Origin of the sequence: Campylobacter concisus ATCC 51562 (assembly GCF_000466745.1) — a bacterium.
Classification (GTDB): Bacteria; Campylobacterota; Campylobacteria; order Campylobacterales; family Campylobacteraceae; genus Campylobacter_A; species Campylobacter_A concisus_B.
Genome location: NZ_ANNI01000006.1, coordinates 22,901 through 45,679, shown reverse-complemented (window position 1 = coordinate 45,679; position 22,779 = coordinate 22,901). Strand labels below are relative to the sequence as shown.

The following is a 22,779-nucleotide window of genomic DNA, read 5'->3' as shown; positions in this document are numbered from 1 at the left end:
ATTATTTACTCCTTTTTAAATTTATTCTTGTATCATTTTGCTTTCTTTTAGGGAGAATTTACAATGAAATATGATGAAATTTTTAGAGAATATGACATACGCGGTATTTTTGAAAAAGACTTGACGGAGGACAGCGTCAAGGCTATAGGGCTTGCTTTGGGTAAGAAATTTAACGAATTTGGCGTGAAAACTTTAAGCATTGGCTTTGATGCAAGACTAAGTGCTAGCACGCTTTTTAGGTATCTGCTAAGCGGTCTAAACAAGGCTGGTGGCTTTAAAATTTATAACATCGGCTTGCTACCAACTCCTGTTGGCTACTTTAGCGTTTATGCTGATTATTTCGACGCAAACATCATGATCACGGGCTCTCACAACCCAAAAGAGTACAACGGCTTTAAGATTACCATTAAAAAAGATAGCTTCTTTGGCAAAGATCTGCAAATTTTAAAAGATAAGGTGAACGAGATAATCGCCTCTGGTGAGCAGATCGCAGACAATGAGAGCTGTGAGAAATTTAATATCTTAGAAAAATATGTTGAGTTTTTTGTAAAAGAGTTTAGTGAGCTTAAAAATTTCAAAAAGCCTTTTATCATCGACTGTGCAAATGGCGCTGTTGGCGTGAGTTTGGTGCCAATCGTTAAAGCGCTTGGGCTAAATGCAAAAATTTTATATGAAGATCCAGACGGAAATTTCCCAAATCACCATCCAGATCCAAGCGAAAAAGAGAATTTAAAAGAGCTGTTTTTGCTCATTGAAAAGAAGGAATTTGACCTTGGATTTGGCTTTGACGGAGATGGCGACAGGATCGCAGTTATAACTCCAAAAAGAGATATAAAAGGCGATGAGCTAGCCTATCTTTATGCACTAAATATGAAACATCCAAAGGTGCTTGGTGAGGTTAAATGCTCGCAAAACATGTATGATGAGATTGCAAAAATAGGCGAAGTTTTCATGGGCAAGACTGGGCATAGCAACATCAAAAAAATGATGAAAGAGCTAAACGTAGATCTAGCGGCTGAAGTTAGCGGTCATATCTTTTTTAAAGAGCGATATTTTGGCTTTGACGATGCGCTTTACGCGATGATGAGGGTGCTTGAGCTAGTTCACAAGGGTTTTGACCTTGATGGCGAGCTTGATAAGATGCCACTTGTCTTTAGCACCGATGAGATCAAGGTAAAGACGACTGATGAGGCTAAATTTAAGATAGTTGCCAAGCTAAAAGATTGTGTGAAAAATGAGAGTTGCGACCTGCCAAAGATAAAAAATATCATTGATATTGATGGTATAAGGATTCAGTTTGAAAATGGCTGGGCGCTGGTACGCGCGTCAAATACAACGCCAGTTATTGTTACTAGATTTGAGGCAAAGAGCAAGGAATTTTTAGAAGAGATCGAGCAAAAAGTAACAAATCTACTAAAGAGCTTAATGTAGCTTGCAAAGGCATTTTGGGCTAAATTTACTCCAAAATGCCTTTTAGAATTTTATTTAAATATTTAAAAACTAAGTTGTATCTTTCTCGCCTAGCTTTCGTGGGTTTCTTTTTTTGTGGGCTCTATATACATATTATCTAGAATTTAAATTTATAAAATACATGCGCCTTAGCCTTTTTGAATGTTCATGCGGATAATGCAATTTAAATCCACAAGTAGTCTATCTAATATCGGCGTTCAGTTCATTGTTGCAAGGGTTCATCTACTAGCTTACTGCTCAGGTATGTAAGATATCCGTCCTTTATGGATTTTATGCAGTGTAACCTACCGGCAAAAATTTTTACAAACGTATTTGTTAAATTTAAAAAAAAGAGAGATGGCGTAAAGATTTACGCCATTAAATTTTCAAAGTTTGCCGCCTTCAACGACAAGTGATTCTGGATTGACGCTATCGCCGTAGATCGGTTTTAGTGTAGCATCATAGTCTTTGTGGAAGAAATTTTCTTTTCCAAGCTCAATGATCTCATTGTTTAGCCAGTCAAGTAAAACTTTGTTTCCTTTTTTAACAGCTGGTGCTATCACATCCACATCACCAAGCGCTTCAACGCCTACAACAAAACCAGGAGTCTCTTTTGCCCAGGCAAAAAGTAGGGCATTATCATGTGCTAGTGCGGCACCTCTTTTATCAACCAAAGCTGCAAATGTTTCAGTATTTTGGTCGTATTTTGCAAGCTTAATGTCAGGATAATTTTTTGTAAAAAACGCATCTGCGGTTGTGCCTTTATTTACGATTAGGGTTTTATCTTTTAGCTCATCGATGCTCTTTATCACTGCACCTTCAGGGCTTACGATGCCAAGCGAAACCTTCATGTATGGAAGCGCAAAATCAACAACTTGTGCGCGCTCAGGTGTTTTTGTGAAATTTGCAAGCGTGATATCTACTTTATCAGCTACTAAAACTTCAACTCTACCAGCAGCCTCTACTAGCTCAAATTTTACCTTGCTCTCATCGCCTAGTAGATCTTTTGCGATACGTTTTGCAAAGTAAATATCATAGCCTTGGTTTTTGCCGTCTTTATCGACATAGCCAAATGGTGGTTTGTCGCTGAAAACGCCAATTCTTACATATCCGCGCTCTTTGATCTTTGCGATCGCATCAGCTTCGTTTGAAGCAGCTTTTGCCGTGTCGGCACCTTTGTCATTACCACAACCCGTTAGAAAGACGGTAGCGATTAATGCTAATAAGAAAAATTTAAATTTTCTCACTCTTTCTCCTTGTAAAAAGTTAAATAAATAAGAGCGTTAAAATTTCGCTCTAAACGCATTTTGAAAAAACGGCAAATTATCTCTTATTTTTTCTAAAACGAGAATAAATTTAGAAATTTCTTCGCGCGATCGCTCTTTGGGTTGGTAAAAAATTCCTCCGGCTCGCTGATCTCCACGATCGCCCCAGCATCCATAAATACGATCTTGTTTGCAACCGCCCTTGCAAAGCTCATTTCATGGGTGACTATTAGCATCGTCATTCCATCTTTGGCTAAATTTAGTATCACGTCAAGCACTTCTCTAACGATCTCTGGATCAAGCGCAGCCGTAACCTCATCAAATAGCATAATTTCAGGGTTTAAACAAAGGCTTCTTACTATTGCTATGCGTTGCTTTTGGCCGCCGCTTAGCTCCTTTGGATAGGCAAATTTCTTATCAAGAAGTCCAACCTTGCTTAACCACATATCAGCCGTTTTTTCAGCCTCGGCTCTATCTCTTTTTTGCACCTTCAAAGGTCCAAGAAGGACGTTGTCTATGACGTTCATATGATCAAATAGCTCATAACTTTGAAAGACCATGCCGACTTTTTGGCGGATCCTTTGCCAATCATTAAATTTAGCATCAATTACTTCGCCATCAATTATTATCTCGCCGCTAGCGATACTCTCAAGGCCGTTTATACATCTAAGAGTTGTGCTTTTGCCACAGCCTGATGGGCCAAGAAGTACGACCACTTCACCGCTTTTTACCTCTAAATTTATATCTTTTAAGGCGTGAAGCTCTCCATAAAATTTATTTATTTTTTTAAGTTCTAATATGTTTTCGCTCATTTTAGCTCCATTTTTCTTCTAGTTTTTTTGATAGTTTTGAGACTGGATAGCAGATCACAAAATATAAAAAGAATATGAGCGTGTATATCCAAAATGGCGCCATAGGATTTGTAAATACATTTCGCTCGATGATCTGCTGACCGACTTTGACAACCTCTACAACGCCAATTAGCACGACTATAGAGGTCGTTTTTATCATACGACTTAGTAAATTTACTGCTCCAGGCACTAGCCTTCTTGTGGCAAGTGGGATGATGACGTGAGAGTAAATTTGAAATCTACTAAGCCCAAGTGATGCGGCTGATTCAAATTGATGTTTTGGTATTGATGTTATTGCGCCACGCACGATGTCCATCATTTCAAAAATTCCCCACAAGCTAAAGACGATGAGTGAGGCTGTAAATGCTGAAATGTGAATATCAAACGCCTTGCTGACACCAAAATAAAATAAAAATAGCCAAACGATCTGAGGCATTATACGAACGATTTCTAGGCAAATTTTTAAAATAAAATAGATAAATTTGTTTTTCATGCTCATAAGCACGCCAAGCACTAAGCCACCGATTATAGAGATAAAAATAGAGATAAATGAAATTTCTGTGCTAACGACTAGACCTTCAAAGAGCCTTAGTAAATTTTGCGTGTCAAATAAAATACTAACTCCTTGCATTTCTCACCCTTTTTTCGACATAGCTAAGCACCAGCGAGACTGGCAAGATGATGATGAGATAGCTAATTACTAGCATAAAAAGCGCTTCATCTGTTTTGTAATAAAGCCCAATGAGATCCTTTGCGACGTAAACTAGATCAGCAAGTGCCACGATACTAACGATGCTTGTCTCTTTTAGTAAAAAGATAATATTTGCACTGATGCTTGGCACTGCTACACTAAATGCTTGAGGCAAGATAACATACCTTAGGAGCTGATTTTTACTAAGTGCGATACTTAGTCCCGCTTCGATCTGCGACTTTCTAACCGCCTCAAAGCCAAGCCTAAAGCTCTCACTCATATAGCTACCACCAAGAAAGCTAAGACCAGCGACCGCACAGGTAAAGCCGCCCATCGACACTCCAAGCTTTGGCAAGCCATAATATAAAAAGAAAAGCTGTATAAGAAGTGGTGTATTTCTTGAGAGCTCGACGTAGCAATCAATTACTTTTGATAGAAATTTTAGCTTGTAAAATTTCATGGCCATACAAAAAATACCGATCAAAATAGAAAAAATGATCCCTAAAAAGGCGATCTCACAGGTAAGCACTCCGGCTTTAACATAAAGCGGATAAAATTTCTCAATAAACTCAAAATCCATAAAACTTTAATCCAATCTGAAAAATGGAGTTATTTTATCTTATAATCATAAATTTAAAACTAATTAGATATGATCTTGCTTTAAATTTAAGCTTGCAAAAAGGATAAAATTTGATCGATCTTTTTCAGATCATCGGCTTTTTAGGGATGATTTGCATCGTGTTGGGCTACTTTTTACTTCAAATCGGCCGCCTAAATAGCCGCGATCTAGCCTATCAGATAATAAATTTAGTAGGTGCGGTGCTACTTATCATCTCGCTTTTTGTGCACTTTAACCTTGGCTCATTTTTGATAGAGGTCTTTTGGATAATCATTACAATTTATGGAATTTATAAAATTTATAAGGAGAGAGCGTGAGAGCTTACGCAGAGTGGGAAGAGCAGGAGCTTTTGTTTTTGTCGCTGCCACATAGTAAGAGCGACTGGGAGCCTTATTTAGAGGAGATTTTAGCTAGTTATGAAGAGCTAGTGGCTGCTATTACGCCGTTTGAAAAGGTAGTGCTCATCTGCCCTGATGAGGCAAATTTTGCTAGATTTAAGAAATTTAAAAATGTAGAGTTTGTTAAGCTTGAGACTGATGATACTTGGATCAGAGACTACGGCATGATCGACGTTTGTGCTGAAGATGGCATAAAGAGCTACGACTTTAAATTTAACGCTTGGGGCGGTAAATTTAAGAGTTCAAAAGATGATGCGATAAATTTGGAGGTAGCTAAAATTTACAAAACCAAGCTTGAGCCAGTTGATATGATACTAGAGGGCGGGAGCATCGAGTTTAACGGAGATGGCGTGCTTTTAACCACTTCAAAATGCCTGCTAAATGAAAATAGAAACAAGGCTCTTAGCAAAGAGCAGATCGAGGAGAAGCTAAAGAGTTTGTTTGGCTTAAAGCGTATCATTTGGCTTGAAAATGGCTTTATAAGAGGCGATGATACTGATAGTCACATCGACACTTTAGCGCGTTTTATCACGCCTGATACGATAGCTTACGCAGCTTGTGATGACAAGAGCGATGAGCACTTTGATGAGCTTAAAAAGATGGAGGATGAGCTTAAAAAAACTGGCTTTAAGCTACTTGCCTTGCCACTACCAAAACCTAAATTTTATGATGGCAAAAGGCTTGGCTGCACCTATGCAAACTTTATCTTTATAAATGGTGCGCTAATCGTGCCAACATATAATGACGAAAACGATGAAAAGGTGCTAAATTTACTAGCCAAGGCACTGCCAGATAGAAAGATCATCGGTGTAAATTCGCTAGTTTTTGTGCGTCAAAATGGCTCGCTTCACTGCTCAAGCCAAAATAGATATAAAAGGTCTTAGTCTTGTCAAGTCCGTTTGATTATGAGTTTAACCGTATAAATAAGCAGGAGTGCACGCAGGGCGAAAATAAGGCTGTTATCGCAGCTGGAGCTTGCGCCTTTTTGCTCGCACTTGTGAAATTTACAGCTGGGCTTTTTAGCGGCTCGGTCGCTGTGCTTGGCTCGGCAATTGACTCGATGCTTGATTTTATCGTTTCGCTTTTAAATTTATTTGCGCTTAGAAAGTCAAGAAAGCAAGCCGATGAGAGATTTAACTTTGGCTACACAAAGCTAGAGGCGTTAGCAGCGCTATTTGAGTGTGTCATCATCGTTGTGGCTGCTGGATATATATTTTATGAGAGTATTAAAAAATTTAGCGAGCCAAATTTAGAGATAGACCTTGGCTTAAGCCTTGGTGTGATGGTGTTTTCGGTCATAGTGACGTTATGTTTGGTGCTATTTTTAAACCAAATTTCTAAAAAAAGCGGAAACCTTATCATAAAAGCAGACGCGTTGCACTATAAGATCGACCTTTTTAGCAACCTAGCAGTCATTATTTCGCTACTTATCATTAAATTTAGCGGATTTGTGATGATTGATGCGATCTTTGGTATCGTGATAAGTGGCTACATCGCTCAAAGTGCTATAAATTTAGGTAAAGACGCCTTTGGTATCTTGTTGGATCATGCAGCAAGCCCTGAAGTCACAGAGGGGATCATCAAAATGATAAAGGCAAAAGAAAGAATTTCTGATTTTCACTATCTAAACACAAGGCAGAGCGCAAATGCCATATTTTTAACGCTGCATTTAGTTTTTGACAAAGATATCTCGCTTTACGACGCGCACGAAGTGGCCGACTCGCTTGAAGCTGAGATAAGAGAGAAATTTAGGGATTATTCGTGGCAGATAACCACGCATTTAGACCCATACAACGACAAAGAAGGGAAATGAGATGAAAGTAGCGCTACTTCAACAAGAATTTAAAGGCACAAAAGAGGCGACTATCGCAAAGACACTTGAGCTAATTGCCGAGGCAAAAAAAGGCGGTGCTGATCTAGTCGTCTGCCAAGAGCTGCACCAGACGCAGTACTTTTGCCAAAGCGAGGATACAAATTTCTTTGATCATGCAAACGACTGGCAAAAAGACGTCGCTTTTTGGGGCAGGGTGGCAAAAGAAAATGGCGTGGTTTTAGTCACTTCGCTCTTTGAAAAGAGGGCTGACGGACTTTATCACAACACCGCCTTTGTCTTCGAGTGTGACGGCAGTGTGGCTGGCAAATACCGAAAAATGCATATCCCTGATGACCCTGGATTTTATGAGAAATTTTACTTTACGCCTGGTGATATTGGCTTTGAGCCAGTTGAAACTAGCCTTGGTAAGCTTGGCGTTTTGGTCTGCTGGGATCAGTGGTATCCAGAAGCAGCAAGGTTAATGGCGCTAAAAGGGGCGAAAATTCTCATCTATCCAACGGCTATTGGCTGGTTTGAGGACGATAGCGACGATGAAAAGTCAAGACAGCTTGAAGCGTGGGTGGCAGTGCAAAGAGGCCACAGTGTGGCAAATGGCCTGCCAGTGGTCGCAGTAAATCGTGTGGGCTTTGAAAAAGATGATAGCGGCGTGATGGATGGGATCAAATTTTGGGGAAATAGCTTTGTTTTTGGGCCACAAGGCGAGCAGCTTTTCCGTGCAAATAGCACAGATGAGTTATGCAAGATCGTTGAAATAGATATGAAAAGAAGCGAAGAAGTGCGAAGAATTTGGCCATTTTTAAGAGACCGCAGGATCGATGCCTACGCAAATATCATAAAAAGATTTATCGACTAAATTTAGAGCTAGAATTTCTAGCTCTTTTAAAATGCAAATTTCTTATCCACTATGCGAACTATCCTGCCGCCAAGCCTTTTTGCCTGCTCTTCATTGTGCGTGGTTATGATGATGGTGTATCTTTGCGACAAGCTTTTTAAAAGATCTTCTACGATCAAAATATTTTTCATATCAAGCGATGAGCAAGGCTCGTCAAGCATGAGCACTTCAGGTTTTGTAGTTAGCATCCTTGCGATACAAAGTCTTTGCTTTTGACCGCCAGAGAGCTTGCTAGCTGGCATATCAAGGTCACTTATTTCGCCCAGTAAATTTACGCTTTTTAAGAGCTCTTCTACTCTTTTTTGCTTATCTTTTATGCTGCCTTCATAAAATTCCATCGCATAGGTCAAATTTCTTTCTACGCTAAAGGGAAAGAGTGTGGCATCTTGAAAGAGTATGGCTAGTTTTCGTCTTAGCCAAATTTCGCCCTTATTTTTGATATTTTCACCTTTAAATAGTATCTCTCCGCTATATCTGCCGCCTTTTTGCTCTAAAAAGCCATTTAGCGCTGATAGAAATGTCGATTTGCCACATCCTGAGCTGCCCATTAGGCAGATGATCTCGTTTTCGGCGACGCTTAAATTTAGATCTTTTAAAATTTCATTATCTTGGTAAGAGATACTAAGATCTTTTATGTTTAAAATATCTAGCAATTTTCTCTCCTATATCAAATAAAACTACGGCTGAAAGCAGGTGCAAAATTATCAGTATAAAAATGAGCACGAGCGCCGTGGCGTAGGCATTTTGCGTTGCGACTGACTGGCTTAGGAGCATATGCAGGTGAAAAGGCAGTGCCATGACTGGCGAGAGCAGGCCTTCTGCCTTTGCCATGAAGACGACTCCAGTTAAAAGTAGCGGTGCAGTTGCCCCTATGGCGTAGCTGCCAGCAAGTATTAAAATAGATATTATATTTTTTCTAATAGTTGGCAAAACAAGCTTTCTAGCCATGAAATTTTTATCAACGCCAAGCGCGAAGCTATCTCTTAACATCTTTTCATCAATCTGAGAGATCACCTTTTCAACGCTTACTTCAACAAATGGAAAGACCATCAAAGCAAGCGTAATACTAGCTGTTAGTAGGCTTTTAGGGATATCAAGACTAACGATAAAAAGCCCATAAACAAACATCCCAAGCAATATAGAGGGTATGGAGGCCATCGTTTGGATGATAAATTTAAGCCCAAGTTTGATTGTGCTAGAAGTGCAGTAAATTTGCCTATAAATGGCGCAGCTAACGCCAAGAAGCGCAGAAAATATCATGGATAGTATCATTAGCAAAAATGAGCCTATGATAGCGTCTCTTATGCCACCACTCTCACCTAAATTTAAACCTTGCGGATTTTTGGTTAGAAAGTCTAAATTTATCTGAGAGATACCATTTGCAAAGATGAAATAAAATATCCAAAATATCACCGCAACGACTATAAATACGCAAAGATAGGCGTAAAATTTGACTAGATGATCTTTAAAAGCGTTCATTGTTTTTCTCAAATTTAAAGATAAAAATATTTAGCAAAAATATAAAAACAAGCAGGACAAATCCGCTTGCTATTAGGGCGTGATAGTGCAAGCTACCAGCCTCGCTCATGCCCATTTCAAGGGCTATTAGAGATGGTATGGTCTGAGCTTTTGAGAGTAGGTGCGGAAAAAGTGGAGTGTTGCCTATGACCATCATCACAGCCATCGTCTCGCCAGCTGCCCTTGAAAATGCGAGTATAAAGCCTGAAATGCTTGTTTTTATGGATTTTCTAAAAATTATTTTTCTTATAAAATATCCTGTGCTTACGCCAAGCGCGTCCGAGTTTGTTTTGAAATTTTGCTTTAGCAGATCAACACTTTGGAGTAAGTGCGAGGTAAAAAATGGCAGTATCATGACGCTAAGGATGAGGCTAGCTGCCAAAACTGACTCACCAGCGGACATTTTTAGCCCTGACTCTAAAATTTTTACAACCGTGTAAAGCGCGAAAAATCCATATATGATAGATGGTATGCCAGCTAGTATTCGTATCATCCAGTCTAGCACGTGTTTAAGCCAGGCGCTCGCAAAAAAGCATATAAATATAGTGATACCAAGCGAGATAAAAAATGAAAATATACAAGCTAAAAACGCAACTGCGAAATTTGCGATTAGGATATTAAACAGCCCAAAGCTAAAAGGCTCTGTGCTAACGTCCCAGTCGCCGTTTAGCAAGAAGTCAAAAAGGCTTACTTCTGCAAAAAAACTCGTGGAATTTATCAGTAAAAACCCCACGAGTAAAAGCAAAAGTATGGCGGATAAAAGTGTGAAAAGATATACCCCGCCTTTAAAAATTTGCCCTGTCATTAGACTATTTTACTGGTATAAATCCCATTTTTTCGATAGTCTTTTGACCTTCAGCTGAATTTAGCACGTCTACAAAAATTTGCTCACTCTTGCTTAGATCGCCACTTTTTACGATGATGAGCGGACGAGAGATGTAGTATTTGCCATCAACTATATTTTTAACAGTTGGCTCCACACCGTCAACGTTTAGTGGTATTAGCTTGCCTTTGTTTTGGTTTGTGATACCAAAAGATGCATAGCCAATAGCGTTTTTATTTTCGATGATTTTTGAGACAAGTGCGCCCATTGATGGTGATTGGATGACGTTTTTACTAACTTTGACATCTTTCATGATCTTTTTTTGAAATACCTCGTGAGCGCCGCCACCAAGATCTCTTGTAACTACGACTATTTCGTCATTTGGTAGGGATTTGTCAAGGTCACTCCACTTTTTGTACTCGCCTGAGAAAATTTTGACGATCTCATTTTTGCTTAAATTTCCGCCCTTTAGCTTTATCACCTCATTTTCTGGGTTTACAGCCACACAAAGTGCGTCTATGCCAAGCGTATAGGCTTTCATATCCTTGATCTTTGCCTTTTCGCTATCTTTTATATCGCGAGCTAGCATGCCAAAGTCAGCGACATGATCAAGCACGGCTTTTACGCCAGCACCAGAGCCACCAGCTGAGACAAAGATGGTGATGTTTTTGTTTGGTAAAGAGTTATCAACCTTGTCCCAAGTCTCGTACTTTTCGATAAAGTTGGTTGAAATTTTAGCGATGACTGGAGCTAGAGTAGATGAGCCACTAAAGCTAACTTGCGTTTTCTCGTCTGCGCCAGAAGCGAAATTTAAAGATAAAAGCAGCATAGAAGCAGCCAACATAAGTGATTTTTTCATAAAAACCTCCAAAATTTGATTGTTATTAACATTTATAAAAGCTATTGATTAGTTGTAAATTTGCAACAGTTTTTCTAAAACTTAGAACTGCGGTGGATTATACAATAAAAAATGATATTTAAATAGCCGGTTTATCAAATTTATTTTGGCTGATAAAGAAATATAAATTTAATCTTAAGAAAATATTTTTTTAAGTCTTGATTGTGTAGAATGGTTGCAACTTTGCCAAAACGGCATGAAAATATCATATTAAATAAGGTAAAAAGCTAAATTTATAGAATAAAATAGCCTTAAATTTCTTGAAAGGATCTTAGATGAAAACTACTTCTTTGGCACTTGCTGGCTTGCTTTTAGCAACAACTCTTTCAGCAAAAGAATTTATCAGTATCGGTACTGGTGGCATGACAGGCACTTATTATCCGATAGGTGGAGCGATTTGCCGTTTAGCAAACAAAAATACTAATGTAAAATGCTCAGTCCAATCAACTGGCGGCTCAGTCTACAACGTAAATAACGTCCTCAAAAAAGAGCTTACATTTGGCTTTGTTCAAAGCGACGTCGTCTATGATAAATTTAACGGCACTGGCAAATTTGACGGAGCAAAAGATGAAAATTTACGCTCAGTAGTTGCTATTTATCCAGAACTTCTTGCATTTGTTGTTGCAAAAGATAGCGGTCTTACAAGTGATCTTGCTTCATTTGCAGGTAAAAAATACAACGTCGGAAACCCAGGCAGTGGCAACGAAGTGAGTACACTTGAAGTCTTTAAAGCAAAGGGCTTTGATGTCTCAAAACTAGGCTACCACGGCGTTTTGACAGTTGGCGAATGCCCACACGCACTAAAAGATAAAAAGATAGACGGATATAGCTTTGTTGTCGGACACCCAACTGCAAACATCACTGATGCTGCGACATCTTTACCGATTGATATCCTAAATATCGAAGGCAGCGAGATCGATAATCTTCTTAAAGAGAAGCCATACTTCGCAAAAGGTGTGATTCCAAAAGGCTCATATGATGGCGTTGATCACGATGTAAATACTATCGGTGTAAAGGCTGTTTTGGTAACCAATAAAGACACAAAAGATGAGGCTGTAAAAGCTGTGATAAAAGCTATTTTAGATAATTTTGATGAGTACAAAACTCTTCACCCAGCGCTAAAATCAGTAAACAAAGAAGATCTTGTTCAAGGTCTTTCAGCTCCGCTTCACCCAGCTGCAGAGGCTGCATTTAAAGAGGCTGGTATTTTAAAATAATCCATTTCCAGAGGCTTTTGCCTCTGGATAAAATTTAAATATACAAATTCTTTTGAATTTATATATTTAAATTTTAAAGGAGAGAGATGAACGAAGTCAAAGACAACGAAGAACAATTTGTCGAAGTAAAAACAAGGGAGATAAATAGCAATTTTTACAACTATTTCATTGCGATCGTATGCTTTTCTTGGTCAGTTTTTCAGCTTTATATAGCTTATTTTCCGCTAAATACAAACATTTCGCGCTCGATACACTTAGCCTTTGCGGTTGGTCTTGTATTTTTGCTTTATCCAGTCACTTTTCATAAAAAAGCACATTCTAGTTTGCCATTTTACGATCTGGTCTTTTGTGTGGTAGGCGTTGTTGCTGTGCTTTATCCGGCGGTTTATTTTTATGAACTAGCTGATAGGACAGGGGACTACATCACGCAAGATATCGTCATATCGTTTTTAGCGATCATTGTCTTGCTTGAGGCTGGCAGGCGCGTAATGGGGCCAGCACTTCCAATTATTTGTATATTATTTTTGATATATGATCACTTTGGCCCTTATATGCCAGACATCATTGCTCATCAAGGTGCCAGCTTTGAAAAGATCGCAGGTCATATGTTTTTAACGACAGAGGGTATCTTTGGTGTGCCTATCGGAGTTAGCGTTAGTTTTATCTATCTTTTTGTACTTTTTGGCTCATTACTTGAGAGGGCAGGTGCTGGGCAATATTTCATAAATTTAGCTTTCTCTCTTCTTGGAAAATATAGAGGTGGCCCAGCTAAGGCCTCAGTCATCGCAAGTGGTCTAACTGGCATGGTTTCAGGAAGCTCCACTGCAAATGTTGTAACCGTTGGCACATTTACCATACCACTTATGAAGAAAGCTGGTCTTTCACGCACAAAAGCTGGAGCCATCGAGGTTGCAGCTGGCGTAAATGGACAGCTTATGCCTCCAATCATGGGCGCAGCTGCTTTTATTATCGCTGAGTTTTTAGGCATGACATATACAAATGTCATGATGGCAGCGGTAATTCCGGCTTTTGCTTGCTATTTGTCACTATTTTTTATCGTTCATTTAGAGAGCGTGAAGCTTGGCTTAAAAGGTATAAATCAAAGCGAGTTTCACTCAAGATTTAAAATTTTTGTAAGCGGACTTCACTATATAACTCCGATTTTGATTTTGCTTTATACGCTATTAATCGCAAAAGAGTCAGCCATCGCTGCAGCATTTAATGCGATTGGATTTTTATTTTTAATAATGATCTTTCAAGAGCCAGTTAAAAAACTAGCAAGTGGCGAAAAAGTTGGAATAAATGATGTGTTAATAGGCTTTGAAGATATATTTTGGGCGATGGTTGCAGCCGCAAAAAGTATGACAACGATCGCTATAGCAACCGCACTTGCAGGTATTATCGTGGGTTCTATCTCTCTAACTGGTCTTGGTCAAGTACTTTCAGATCTAGTTGAGTTACTTGCTGGTGATAATATAGTTATGATATTGCTTCTTACTGCAATGATGTCACTTATACTAGGAATGGGCCTTCCAACGACGGCAAACTACATCGTAGTTTCAAGTCTTGTAGCACCTGTTATTTTATTTTTAGCGCACAAAAATGGCTTTTTGATCCCAGCCATTGCTGTGCATCTTTTTGTATTTTACTTTGGAATTTTAGCTGATGATACGCCACCAGTTGGTATCGCAGCTTATGCAGCAGCTGGTATTGCTAAAGCAAATCCTATAACCGTTGGCGTTCAAGGATTCTTTTATGATCTAAGAACGGCGATCTTGCCATTTGCCTTTTTCTTTAACAACAAACTTATGCTAATAGAAAGCGTAAATGAGGGAGATCCGCTTGACTCTAAAGGGATCGTTTGGATGAGCAATCCGCTTGAAATTTTACTTGTCTTTGGTATGGCGATCGTAGGAATGTTTGCTTTTTCAAGCTTACTTCAAGGCTTCTATGTCACAAAGCTTAGAATTTGGGAGCGTATTCTTTTGATCCCTGTTGTGCCACTAGCTCTTGTACCAAATATATGTGCGAAATTTAATCTTATACCAAACGAATACACTGCTTATATCGTAGCTGCTGTACTTTATGGATTTGTTTTTATGACTCAATGGGGCATTAAAGATAAACCACTTGATCAAATAAAAATAATCTAATCTTAGGCAAGAGCACTCTTGCCTAAATTTCTAATATAAATTTTTAGAGCCACCTTTATACTTTGAGTAATTTCTATTTAAAATAAGTGTTTTTTGGATTTTTTTGTTTTAAGAAATTTTTAGGCTCGTAAGCCTAAAAATTATAGTTGTTTTGAGCGTCTTAGATCGCCTGCAAATTCGCAAGACATCTTATCACCTAATTCGCAGCCTTTTACTAAAAATTCATAAGCTTTTTTAAATTCTTTAGCTTCTATCAAGATAGAACCTACCATCTCACAAGAATATCCATCATTCTTATCACAAGCTTTGTTAAAAAGTTCTCTTGCTTTTTGCGGCTCAGTGTTTAGATAAAGTCCACCAGCTGCCGAGCAACCTTCAACCTCACCAGCTTCGCAAGCTTTATTATAGTACTCTAAGGCCTTGCTTGGATTAGGTAGAGCTGTTTTTCCTAGTTGGTAAATCGCTCCAACTTTTACGCAAGATTTTACGTCATTTGCCAAACATCCTGCTTCAAATTTAGCCAAAGCTTCTTTAAAATTTGAACCAGCATACGCTTTTAAGCCATCTTCAAAATCGCCTGCGAAAGCACAAGCAGCTAAAAGCGAAACAAGAATCATTTTTTTCATTTAAATTTCCTTTTGTAAAATTTCTCGCAATTTTATCATATTAAATTTACACTTACTTGATGAAAAATAATTACGCTTTTAAAATTTGCTCTTGCTTTCTATAATCAGGCATGATTTTTTCTATAAAATCGTAAAAGCTTTTTTGATGATGCGGATAGAGTAGGTGTGTTAGCTCGTGAAGAACGACGTAGCGCACGGCTGAGAGTGGCTTTTCTATGAGTCTTAGGCTTAGGTTTATATAGCCTTTTTTGTGATTGCAGCTGCCCCAGCGAGTTTTGCTATTTCGTATGACGATGCGCTTGATTGGTTTGTTTATAAAAGGCTGAAAATGGCTCACAAGCTCTAAAAATAGCTCTTTTGCTCTTGTTTTTTTAAAACGCTCAAGGCTTTTTAAATTTGGCGTAAAGACAATCTCGCCATCAAAAAATGGCTCTTTAAAGTTTTCATCAAATTTTATCTTATAAGCTTGCCCAAGAAATTTTATCTCATCATCTTTTGGTAAATTCAAAAGAGCTTTTTTGTAAGTATTTTCAAGCCAAATTCTGTGCATCTCAAGAAAGCTAAGAGCCATCTTTTGTGTGCTGTAAAATGGCATAGATAGCGTGATCTTAGCGTCCTTGCCAACTCTTAGACGCATGGATTTTACATTTGTTTTAAAATTTATTAAAACGCTTAGCCCATAAAAGTCTAAATTTATGCTCTTTTGCTTTAAACTAGGCGTTTTTCTTGCCATTTTTTGCTTCTCCAACGCCACGTATTTGCAAGGCCTCTTAGCCATTCATCAGCACAAAATCCTATCCAAACGCCGATAATTCCCCAGCCAAGATAGATACCTAAAAAATATCCAAGTGGCAGTGAAAGCCCCCACATGAAGATAAGGCCAGTCGCAAGAGGAAATTTTGCATCACCGCTTGCACGAAGGGCGTTTACGATGACTATGTTAAAGGTTCTGCCCGCTTCAAGAAATATCGAAAGTGTAAAAAGTGGTAGCATGATCGCACGTAAATTTTCATTTAAATTTAGTGCGTCCATGATTTGATGCTTTAGCGCATAAGCTATAAGCACGACTACAAGCGTTATAAAAACTCCAAGTCTTAGTGCCCTAAATGTCCTTGTATAGGCCTCGTTAAACTCGCTTGCTCCAACTAAATGTCCTACAATGACCTCGTTTGCCACGCTAATGCTCGCTCCACAAAGCAAGATAAGAAGCGTGATCTGAAAGTAAATGGTCTGCACGCTAAGGCTAGCCTCGCCCATGCTTGCCACAAAGCCAAAAGCGACCATGTATTGCGCCATCCAGAGTAAATTTTCGCCTGCGCTTGGAAGGCCGATTGAGAGGATTTTCTTTAAAATTTCAAATGGCACGACAAGTAGCTTTTTAAAGTAAATTTTAACTTTTGCCTTTTGACTTAGCATATAAGCTAGCACAAAAATGCCTACTAGTCTGCCAACAAGTGTCGAGAGAGCGACTCCTTGTAGGCCTAAATTTGGCAGATTAAACCAGCCAAAAAGAGAGATAGCATTGCCTAAAATCGTAATTACGTTCATTAAAACCGAAGTTAGCATAACAGCAGTTGCTAGGTTATAAACACGAAGTACCGCTGCTAGCACCATGCCGATACCATCAAAAAGTAAGGCAAAACCAAGGATGTGAAGATATGAGAAGCTATCATTTATAAGCTCTTTTGGCACGTTTAGTAAATTTAAGATGTTGTAGCCAAAGACGTAGATGACGATAGCCGAGAAGATACCAAAGAGCGTATTTGACGTGATGCTTGCGTGTATGACGTTTGAAGCAAGATTGTTCTTTTTAGCTCCCAGTGCTTGGGCGACGACGACTGAACAGCCAATGCTTAGAAAGTTAAAAATGGTCATAAAAAGATCCATCACTTGATTGCCCGCACCCATGGCACCAACTAGATGCACGCTCACTTTTGTCACCATGTAGGTGTTGATGATGAGCGTAATGAAGTGTAAAAACATATCCAAAAATATCGGAACTACGAGTTTTCTCATAGATAAGTTCATTAAATTTTCCTTAATTATTTTAAAAATTTTGGCGATTATAGCCAAAATTAGGTTTTAGCCCCCTTTTGATATAATCGCGAGAAATTTAAAATTTGAGAGAAAAATGGCATTAATCGACCTGATAGACGTAAGTAAAAAATTTGGCGCAAATGAGATTTTAAACGCTGTAAATTTTAGTATAAATGAAAATGAAAAGATAGCGATCATCGGTAAAAATGGCAGCGGTAAAAGCACGCTAATGAAGATCATCTCCGGCGAGATAGCAGTAGATAGTGGCAGACGCATAGTGCAAAACTTAATAAGCGTCGAGATGCTAGCGCAAAATCCAAATTTTAACGCCACATTTAGCGTAAGAGATGCGCTAAATAACGAGCTAAAAGAGATATTTGACGCGATAAGCGAGTATGAAAAAAGTGGCGTCTTACTAGCAAATGAGCCTGAAAACAAAGAAATTTTAAAAGAGCAAGAGAGACTTTTGAAATTTATAGAGGCAAAAGACGGCTGGAATATCGAGCACAAGATCGAGAGAATTTTGCAAGAATTTAAGCTAAAAGAGTATGAAAACAGGCCTATTTGCTCGCTAAGTGGTGGCGAGATCCGCCGTGTGGCACTGGGTGCGCTCATCCTTAAAAAGCCAGATGTGCTGCTGCTTGATGAGCCGACAAACCACCTTGATGTTTACATGGTCAAATTTCTTGAGGATATGCTAAAGAGCTCAAATCAAAGCATAGTTTTTATAAGCCACGATAGGTATTTTATCGATGCACTGGCAACTAGGTGCGTTGAGGTTGAGGATGCGGGCTTAAAAAATTTCGAGGGCGGATATGCAAACTATCTAACCAAAAAAGAGGAAATTTTAGCAAGTCTTGCAAAGTCGCATGAGACGCTGCTAAAACAGCTAAAGGCTGAAGAGGAGTGGTTAAGACGCGGCGTGAAAGCTAGGCTAAAGCGAAACGAGGGTAGAAAAGAGCGGGTACTTGCTATGCGCGAGGAGGCTAAGAAAAACCCAGGCGTGATAAGGCGTGTGAGGCTTGAGCTGGAGCGTGCGAGTAAAAATTTCAACCAAACGCAGAGTCAAAACCGCAAAAAAATGCTCTTTGAGTTTAAAAATTTAAGCAAAAGCATAGATGGTAAGGTGCTTTTTGAAAAATTTGACGCAAGAGTTTTGCAAGGCGAGAGGATCGCCATAGTCGGGCGAAATGGTAGCGGCAAAAGCACGCTACTTAAAATTTTGCTAGGACTTGAAAAACCAAGTAGCGGCGAGATAAAAAGAGGAGAGGTGAGCATCGGCTACTTTGATCAAGCTAGAAATGTCCTTGATGATGACAAGAGCCTTATAGAGACATTTTGCCCAAACGGCGGTGATCACGTGCTGGTTCGTGGGCGAAATATGCACGTCTATGGCTATCTTAAAAATTTTCTCTTTCCAAAGGAATTTCTGGATAAAAAGATAGGCGTTTTAAGTGGCGGCGAGAAAAACCGCGTGGCACTTGCGATGCTTTTTACCAAAACTTACGACGTGCTGGTGCTTGACGAGCCGACAAACGACCTTGATATCGCAACTATTAATATCTTAGAAGACTATCTGCAAAGCTTTGAGGGGGCTATCTTGCTCGTTAGCCACGATAGATATTTTGTCGATAAGATGGCAAATAAGCTTTGGGCGTTTGAGGGCACAAAGATAAATGTCTTGCATGAAGAGTATAGCGTCTATTTGGAGCTTGAAGATGAGATGAAAGAGCTTGATAAATTTGAAAAAGAGCTCTCAAATAGCCAAAATGAAGCCAAACAAAAGAGCAAAACCGGCGCAAAGCTAAGCTACAAACAAACGCAAATTTTAAACACATATCCAGATAAAATTTCAGCCCTTGAAGTAAGGGTAGCTGAGCTAAACGAGGGGCTTAGTGATCCAAAAATTTATCAAGAAGTGGGGCTAACCAAGCTTTATGAAGAGCTAGAAAGTGCAAAAGCTGAGCTTGAAAGCCTAGAAAATGAGTATTTTGAAGTGCTTGAGATCGCCGAGGAGCTAGAGTAGCTTGAAAAAGATCGGTAGGATAAGCGCGCTAAATACGAGAGTTGTTAGGCAAAATTCTGTTGTAAGCCTTAGCATTATCGTTGATAAGATGAGGTTTAGTGAGACATTTTCGCCTAAAATATATAAATATGAAGTAGGCGATCTGGTCCAGATAAAATATAAAAAGGTTGGGTTTTTAAATAAGATAGAGACCATTAGGCTAATCGCAAAAAGCAGCGAAGAGTCAGGGCTTTTTGCAAGGATTAAAAATTTGATCTTCATGCTTGGTTGTTTTTATTTTTGCTTTATTGCGTCAGTTTTTATTTATTATGGGGTTACGTTGGAATTTAATATTATTAGGCTTATTATTACATTAGTAGCCGCTTGTTTTTTGTTTTTGATGGGTAAATTTGCATATCTTAAGTTTTTGATATTTAGATATTTTATATTTGGATAGAACTTTGAAATTTAAATGTATGAAAGGTTTGCGGCTTGATGAGGTCGCTAAATTTGTTTGAAACGAGGCTAAAATGCTAAAAAAACATCCGCTAATCTCTGTAGTGATCGCCATTGTTGTGATATTTTTTGCTACCTACTTTTTTATCTTTGGGTTAGTTTCTATTTTAGATGACGACATTGGCGATAGTAAAGAGCTAAATAATAGCTTTTTTTACGTTAAAGATGACAAGGTCTATGCCATGGTGCCAAGTGGCGGTAAATTTGAGCTAATAGGCGTGAGGGCCAGTAAATTTAGATACATTGACACTGGCAAATACGACAACAGAAACGTTGGCGCTAGCGATAAGGCGGTGTATTGCGGTAATCTCGTGATGAGCGGGCTTGATCCAAATGGCGTTAGAGCGCTTGGCAATGGCTATTTTGGTGACGGCAAGATCACATATTTTTGCGATAGCGTAAGCGAGACAAACCTCGAAATATCCGCACTTAAAGAGTTTTGGGACATCGTCTCGCACAAAATGTTTAACACCCCCAAAGCGCAAACTCATATCTATAAATTTAGGCAGGTTGATAACGCAAATTTAGCAGCGATCTTGGGCTTTGGCTATGCAAGCGACGGCGTGAAGGTCTATCATGAGGGCAAAGAGCTAGATGGCGCAAATGCCAGCAAGATGCGTTATATCGAGCAGGCATCTGGCAGAAAGAGCATGCATTTTACGACTGACGGAGAAAATGTCTATTATGACAGCACAAAACTAGGGATCAAATTTAGCCCACAAATGCGTGATATTGGCGAGATATGGCGCATTCACTATCTTTATGAGCCAAATTCTGGCATGGTCTATGCAAATGACCATGAATTTGATCCAAAATTTGCCCCATACGAGCCACTTTTTAACCTAAAAGATGAGCACTCCTATCATGCGCTCTTTCGTGGTAAAGGCGGTATCTATCACTGGGAGCGAAAGTGGCAGTGGTATAACAGCATAGATGAGGGTGAGTTTGTAAGAGACGGAGATGATCCGTTTAAAGGCGAGATAACGCCGCTATATGGCGACGTGGTGATAAGTGATGGCAAGACATATTTTTTAAAAACCTATGAAATTTGGCACAACACAAAAAATAACCACAGCCTAAGCTCACGCCACACGTGTATAGTAAGGCTCGATACAAAAGAGCAGTGGCGAAAAATAGGGCTTGTAAGAAACGATGGCTATGGCGCGGTCTATGCAAACGGCGATAAGACCTATTATTTTGATAACGTCGGCTACGGCTGGCGTTTTAACAGCAGTGTTTATGATATAAACGACCTTGGCGTGGTTGAAATTCTCACTCGTCCTTATGGCCCAAATGTTAAGAATTTAAAACTAGATGAGATAGTAAAAATGGTAGATCAAGGCGCTATGGTGCCAGCTGAGGGCGAGGTGGTGATCGACGCGATAAGCGACTTTGATGATTACTCGCAAAAATATACCTACTGGATATTTCTTGCCATTGCATTTATAGTCTCGGTAGTTGGCGCTATTTTTAAAAACAAAAAGCAAAAAAGCGAGCTTAAAAAAAGGGTGGATGACTATAGATAATGAGAAAAATTACTATTAGGTTTGTTTATTTTTTAGTCATCTTGACGCTATTTTTTGTTTTGGCAATGCTTTATCTATGGCATGAGGGCGAGTATCAAAGAAGCTTTGCAAACATTGATAATAGCGAGTTTTACCGCTCGCCTGAGGGTAAAATTTACGTCCAAATTTCAGGCAGTGGCAAGTATGAGCTAAAAGGCGTCGATGAGGCTAGTTTTAGGGTCTTAAAGCTAAAACACGCATACGACTACTCAAACGTGGGAGCTGATAAAAATCATATCTATTGCGCTAGAGAAATTTTACCAGGTCTTGATCCAAAAAGTGCCAAAGTGCTTGGCAATGGCTATATAAGCGATGGCAAGATAAGCTATTATTGCGCTACTAGAAGCGAGAAAGAGCCAGGATTTAGCGAATTTAGTTCTATTATGAAAAACCTTGCTCACACCTTTATAAAAAGCTACGATGATAGCCCTTATTTTTACAGGACAAAAAGGGTTGAAAGCACAAATTTAGAGCCTATCTTTGACGCTGGCTTTGCAAGAGACGGTAGCACGCTTTACTATAAGGGCGAAAAGCTTGACGCAGATCCTAGTGAGCTAAGATACATCACGACAGAAAGTGGCGCTGCTAGCGGATATTACACAGATGGCAAAAGCTTGTTTATGGGCTTTTATAGGCTTGATGCAAGATATTCAGATGAGACACGCCGGATATGCTACGATGCTAAGCACGATATAGAATATCTTTTTGAGCCAAAAAGTGGGGCGGCATTTGCAAATGAGCATAAATTTAGCGCTCAAAATATGCCTTATAGCGCCATTTATAGCGTGGATAACGTGCATTCGTTTTGGCCTCTTTTTGCAAGCAAAGATGGAATTTACTTTTGGGATGGCAGTAAAAACGAGCAGGCTAAAATTTCAGACTACCAGCTAAAAGGCGAGCTAAAAAGGCTCTATGCTGACGTTTTTGTAGATGAAATTTCAGCCTATTTTTTACAACAAGGCGAAGAGTGGCAGCGCTCAAAGCACGGCAGACACTTAGTGGCGCAAACCGTCTCTTTATATAAATTTGCCCCAAGCTCATTATGGCGCGAGATAGGACTGGTAAAAGATGGCGAGTATGGCGCGGTCTATGCAAATGGCGAGAAGGTCTATTTTTTTAGCAGTATAAAGCCATTTTATGGCATTAGACATAGCGTTTATGAGGTGGCTGATCTTAGCGTCATAGAAATTTTAACAAGGCCGTCTAAAGAGCTTAGCGCAAAAGATATCAGCGAGATGATAAAGCGTGGCGAGCTAGTGGAGGCAAGCGGAGAAGAGGTCGCTAGATCTAGGATAGAGTTTGACTCGCCAAAGATCATCTTGTACATCACATTTGGCATCGCTTTTTTCGTCATAGTGCTAACAACTCTTGCAAAACCAAAGAGAGATGAAAGAGACTTGAGATAAATTTCAAAGTGGCTAT

22 protein-coding genes are annotated in these 22,779 nt (G+C 39.2%); 11 read left to right on the top strand and 11 right to left on the bottom strand.

Features of this window, described 5'->3' with window-relative positions; all coding sequences use genetic code 11:
• The first annotated feature begins 63 nt into the window (after nucleotides 1-63).
• A complete protein-coding gene (locus ATCC51562_RS05605; protein ID WP_021091275.1) occupies nucleotides 64-1,431 on the top strand; it encodes a phosphomannomutase/phosphoglucomutase in 1,368 nt (455 codons plus the stop codon).
• A gap of 404 nt (nucleotides 1,432-1,835) precedes the next feature.
• Here ATCC51562_RS05605 and ATCC51562_RS05600 read toward each other — a convergent pair whose 3' ends face one another.
• From ATCC51562_RS05600 to ATCC51562_RS05585, 4 genes are all read right to left on the bottom strand, one after another.
• Nucleotides 1,836-2,696: a cysteine ABC transporter substrate-binding protein gene (locus tag ATCC51562_RS05600; RefSeq protein WP_021091264.1), complete on the bottom strand. Its 861-nt coding sequence runs from the start codon at nucleotides 2,694-2,696 to the stop codon at nucleotides 1,836-1,838.
• Between the two features lie 92 nt (nucleotides 2,697-2,788).
• Nucleotides 2,789-3,526 (bottom strand): amino acid ABC transporter ATP-binding protein, encoded by a 738-nt coding sequence (locus ATCC51562_RS05595; protein WP_021091230.1) that lies wholly within the window; start codon nucleotides 3,524-3,526, stop codon nucleotides 2,789-2,791.
• 1 nt (nucleotide 3,527) lies between these two features.
• The gene (locus ATCC51562_RS05590) at nucleotides 3,528-4,196 is read right to left on the bottom strand and encodes an amino acid ABC transporter permease (protein WP_021091249.1); all 669 of its coding nucleotides are present in this window, start codon (nucleotides 4,194-4,196) and stop codon (nucleotides 3,528-3,530) included.
• Nucleotides 4,183-4,836 carry an amino acid ABC transporter permease gene (locus ATCC51562_RS05585; protein ID WP_021091220.1) on the bottom strand — a complete coding sequence of 218 codons (654 nt, stop codon included), beginning with the start codon at nucleotides 4,834-4,836 and terminating at the stop codon, nucleotides 4,183-4,185. The genes ATCC51562_RS05590 and ATCC51562_RS05585 overlap by 14 nt, the downstream gene beginning before the upstream one ends.
• A 110-nt stretch (nucleotides 4,837-4,946) precedes the next feature.
• Between ATCC51562_RS05585 and ATCC51562_RS05580 the strand changes: the two genes are divergently transcribed.
• Genes ATCC51562_RS05580 through ATCC51562_RS05565 form a run of 4 tightly spaced genes read left to right on the top strand, consistent with a single transcriptional unit; the run spans nucleotide 4,947 to nucleotide 7,960 of the window.
• A complete protein-coding gene (locus ATCC51562_RS05580) occupies nucleotides 4,947-5,192 on the top strand; it encodes a CBU_0592 family membrane protein (protein WP_021091247.1) in 246 nt (81 codons plus the stop codon).
• Nucleotides 5,189-6,157 (top strand): agmatine deiminase family protein, encoded by a 969-nt coding sequence (locus ATCC51562_RS05575; RefSeq protein WP_021091228.1) that lies wholly within the window; start codon nucleotides 5,189-5,191, stop codon nucleotides 6,155-6,157. The genes ATCC51562_RS05580 and ATCC51562_RS05575 overlap by 4 nt, the downstream gene beginning before the upstream one ends.
• Nucleotides 6,158-6,159: 2 nt before the next feature.
• The gene (locus ATCC51562_RS05570; RefSeq protein ID WP_021091268.1) at nucleotides 6,160-7,086 is read left to right on the top strand and encodes a cation diffusion facilitator family transporter; all 927 of its coding nucleotides are present in this window, start codon (nucleotides 6,160-6,162) and stop codon (nucleotides 7,084-7,086) included.
• A 1-nt stretch (nucleotide 7,087) separates the two neighbouring features.
• Entirely contained in the window at nucleotides 7,088-7,960 is an 873-nt protein-coding gene (locus ATCC51562_RS05565) for a carbon-nitrogen hydrolase (protein WP_021091204.1), read from the top strand.
• Nucleotides 7,961-7,986: 26 nt separating this feature from the next.
• Here the strand turns inward: ATCC51562_RS05565 and ATCC51562_RS05560 are convergent, their stop codons facing one another.
• The 4 genes from ATCC51562_RS05560 to ATCC51562_RS05545 are packed head-to-tail and all read right to left on the bottom strand — an operon-like array spanning nucleotide 7,987 to nucleotide 11,199.
• The gene (locus tag ATCC51562_RS05560) at nucleotides 7,987-8,652 is read right to left on the bottom strand and encodes a phosphate ABC transporter ATP-binding protein (protein WP_021091225.1); all 666 of its coding nucleotides are present in this window, start codon (nucleotides 8,650-8,652) and stop codon (nucleotides 7,987-7,989) included.
• Nucleotides 8,621-9,478, bottom strand: a complete 858-nt coding sequence (locus ATCC51562_RS05555) for a PstA family ABC transporter permease (RefSeq protein WP_021091214.1) — start codon at nucleotides 9,476-9,478, stop codon at nucleotides 8,621-8,623. Before ATCC51562_RS05555 ends, ATCC51562_RS05560 begins: the two co-directional genes overlap by 32 nt.
• Entirely contained in the window at nucleotides 9,465-10,322 is an 858-nt protein-coding gene (gene pstC / locus ATCC51562_RS05550; protein WP_021091245.1) for a phosphate ABC transporter permease subunit PstC, read from the bottom strand. Before pstC ends, ATCC51562_RS05555 begins: the two co-directional genes overlap by 14 nt.
• Before the next feature lie 4 nt (nucleotides 10,323-10,326).
• On the bottom strand, nucleotides 10,327-11,199 hold the full coding sequence (locus ATCC51562_RS05545) for a phosphate ABC transporter substrate-binding protein (RefSeq protein WP_021091223.1): 873 nt from the start codon (nucleotides 11,197-11,199) through the stop codon (nucleotides 10,327-10,329).
• 314 nt (nucleotides 11,200-11,513) lie between these two features.
• On the opposite strand from ATCC51562_RS05545, the gene ATCC51562_RS05540 reads away from it, so the two are divergent.
• Nucleotides 11,514-12,455 carry a TAXI family TRAP transporter solute-binding subunit gene (locus tag ATCC51562_RS05540; RefSeq protein WP_021091209.1) on the top strand — a complete coding sequence of 314 codons (942 nt, stop codon included), beginning with the start codon at nucleotides 11,514-11,516 and terminating at the stop codon, nucleotides 12,453-12,455.
• An 86-nt stretch (nucleotides 12,456-12,541) separates the two neighbouring features.
• Nucleotides 12,542-14,608, top strand: coding sequence for a TRAP transporter permease (locus tag ATCC51562_RS05535; protein ID WP_021091239.1), 2,067 nt, complete (start codon nucleotides 12,542-12,544; stop codon nucleotides 14,606-14,608).
• A 140-nt stretch (nucleotides 14,609-14,748) separates the two neighbouring features.
• On the opposite strand, the gene ATCC51562_RS05530 is transcribed toward ATCC51562_RS05535, so the two are convergent.
• From ATCC51562_RS05530 to ATCC51562_RS05520, 3 genes are all read right to left on the bottom strand, one after another.
• Nucleotides 14,749-15,234 carry a tetratricopeptide repeat protein gene (locus ATCC51562_RS05530; protein ID WP_021091236.1) on the bottom strand — a complete coding sequence of 162 codons (486 nt, stop codon included), beginning with the start codon at nucleotides 15,232-15,234 and terminating at the stop codon, nucleotides 14,749-14,751.
• Between the two features lie 70 nt (nucleotides 15,235-15,304).
• The gene (locus tag ATCC51562_RS05525; protein WP_021091231.1) at nucleotides 15,305-15,967 is read right to left on the bottom strand and encodes a M48 family metallopeptidase; all 663 of its coding nucleotides are present in this window, start codon (nucleotides 15,965-15,967) and stop codon (nucleotides 15,305-15,307) included.
• Nucleotides 15,943-17,262, bottom strand: a complete 1,320-nt coding sequence (locus ATCC51562_RS05520; RefSeq protein WP_021091265.1) for an MATE family efflux transporter — start codon at nucleotides 17,260-17,262, stop codon at nucleotides 15,943-15,945. Before ATCC51562_RS05520 ends, ATCC51562_RS05525 begins: the two co-directional genes overlap by 25 nt.
• A 103-nt stretch (nucleotides 17,263-17,365) precedes the next feature.
• Between ATCC51562_RS05520 and abc-f the strand changes: the two genes are divergently transcribed.
• The 4 genes from abc-f (at nucleotide 17,366) to ATCC51562_RS05500 (ending at nucleotide 22,763) form a co-directional block, all read left to right on the top strand.
• Entirely contained in the window at nucleotides 17,366-19,297 is a 1,932-nt protein-coding gene (gene abc-f / locus ATCC51562_RS05515; RefSeq protein ID WP_021091271.1) for a ribosomal protection-like ABC-F family protein, read from the top strand.
• A 1-nt stretch (nucleotide 19,298) separates the two neighbouring features.
• Complete coding sequence (locus ATCC51562_RS05510) at nucleotides 19,299-19,733, top strand: hypothetical protein (RefSeq protein WP_021091263.1); 435 nt, start codon at nucleotides 19,299-19,301, stop codon at nucleotides 19,731-19,733.
• Nucleotides 19,734-19,806: 73 nt separating this feature from the next.
• Nucleotides 19,807-21,318 carry a DKNYY domain-containing protein gene (locus ATCC51562_RS05505; protein ID WP_021091257.1) on the top strand — a complete coding sequence of 504 codons (1,512 nt, stop codon included), beginning with the start codon at nucleotides 19,807-19,809 and terminating at the stop codon, nucleotides 21,316-21,318.
• Nucleotides 21,318-22,763, top strand: coding sequence for a DKNYY domain-containing protein (locus ATCC51562_RS05500; protein ID WP_021091208.1), 1,446 nt, complete (start codon nucleotides 21,318-21,320; stop codon nucleotides 22,761-22,763). Before ATCC51562_RS05505 ends, ATCC51562_RS05500 begins: the two co-directional genes overlap by 1 nt.
• Nucleotides 22,764-22,779: the final 16 nt, after the last annotated feature.

Bases quoted from the DNA above. Each gene is read 5' to 3' on its own strand.
- ATCC51562_RS05605 (WP_021091275.1), top strand. From the start codon at position 64: ATGAAATATGATGAAATTTTTAGAGAATATGACATACGCGGTATTTTT.
- ATCC51562_RS05595 (WP_021091230.1), bottom strand. From the start codon at position 3,526: ATGAGCGAAAACATATTAGAACTTAAAAAAATAAATAAATTTTATGGA.
- ATCC51562_RS05590 (WP_021091249.1), bottom strand. From the start codon at position 4,196: ATGCAAGGAGTTAGTATTTTATTTGACACGCAAAATTTACTAAGGCTC.
- ATCC51562_RS05585 (WP_021091220.1), bottom strand. From the start codon at position 4,836: ATGGATTTTGAGTTTATTGAGAAATTTTATCCGCTTTATGTTAAAGCC.
- ATCC51562_RS05565 (WP_021091204.1), top strand. From the start codon at position 7,088: ATGAAAGTAGCGCTACTTCAACAAGAATTTAAAGGCACAAAAGAGGCG.
- ATCC51562_RS05555 (WP_021091214.1), bottom strand. From the start codon at position 9,478: ATGAACGCTTTTAAAGATCATCTAGTCAAATTTTACGCCTATCTTTGC.
- pstC (WP_021091245.1), bottom strand. From the start codon at position 10,322: ATGACAGGGCAAATTTTTAAAGGCGGGGTATATCTTTTCACACTTTTA.
- ATCC51562_RS05545 (WP_021091223.1), bottom strand. From the start codon at position 11,199: ATGAAAAAATCACTTATGTTGGCTGCTTCTATGCTGCTTTTATCTTTA.
- ATCC51562_RS05540 (WP_021091209.1), top strand. From the start codon at position 11,514: ATGAAAACTACTTCTTTGGCACTTGCTGGCTTGCTTTTAGCAACAACT.
- ATCC51562_RS05535 (WP_021091239.1), top strand. From the start codon at position 12,542: ATGAACGAAGTCAAAGACAACGAAGAACAATTTGTCGAAGTAAAAACA.
- ATCC51562_RS05530 (WP_021091236.1), bottom strand. From the start codon at position 15,234: ATGAAAAAAATGATTCTTGTTTCGCTTTTAGCTGCTTGTGCTTTCGCA.
- ATCC51562_RS05525 (WP_021091231.1), bottom strand. From the start codon at position 15,967: ATGGCAAGAAAAACGCCTAGTTTAAAGCAAAAGAGCATAAATTTAGAC.
- ATCC51562_RS05520 (WP_021091265.1), bottom strand. From the start codon at position 17,262: ATGAACTTATCTATGAGAAAACTCGTAGTTCCGATATTTTTGGATATG.
- abc-f (WP_021091271.1), top strand. From the start codon at position 17,366: ATGGCATTAATCGACCTGATAGACGTAAGTAAAAAATTTGGCGCAAAT.
- ATCC51562_RS05505 (WP_021091257.1), top strand. From the start codon at position 19,807: ATGCTAAAAAAACATCCGCTAATCTCTGTAGTGATCGCCATTGTTGTG.
- ATCC51562_RS05500 (WP_021091208.1), top strand. From the start codon at position 21,318: ATGAGAAAAATTACTATTAGGTTTGTTTATTTTTTAGTCATCTTGACG.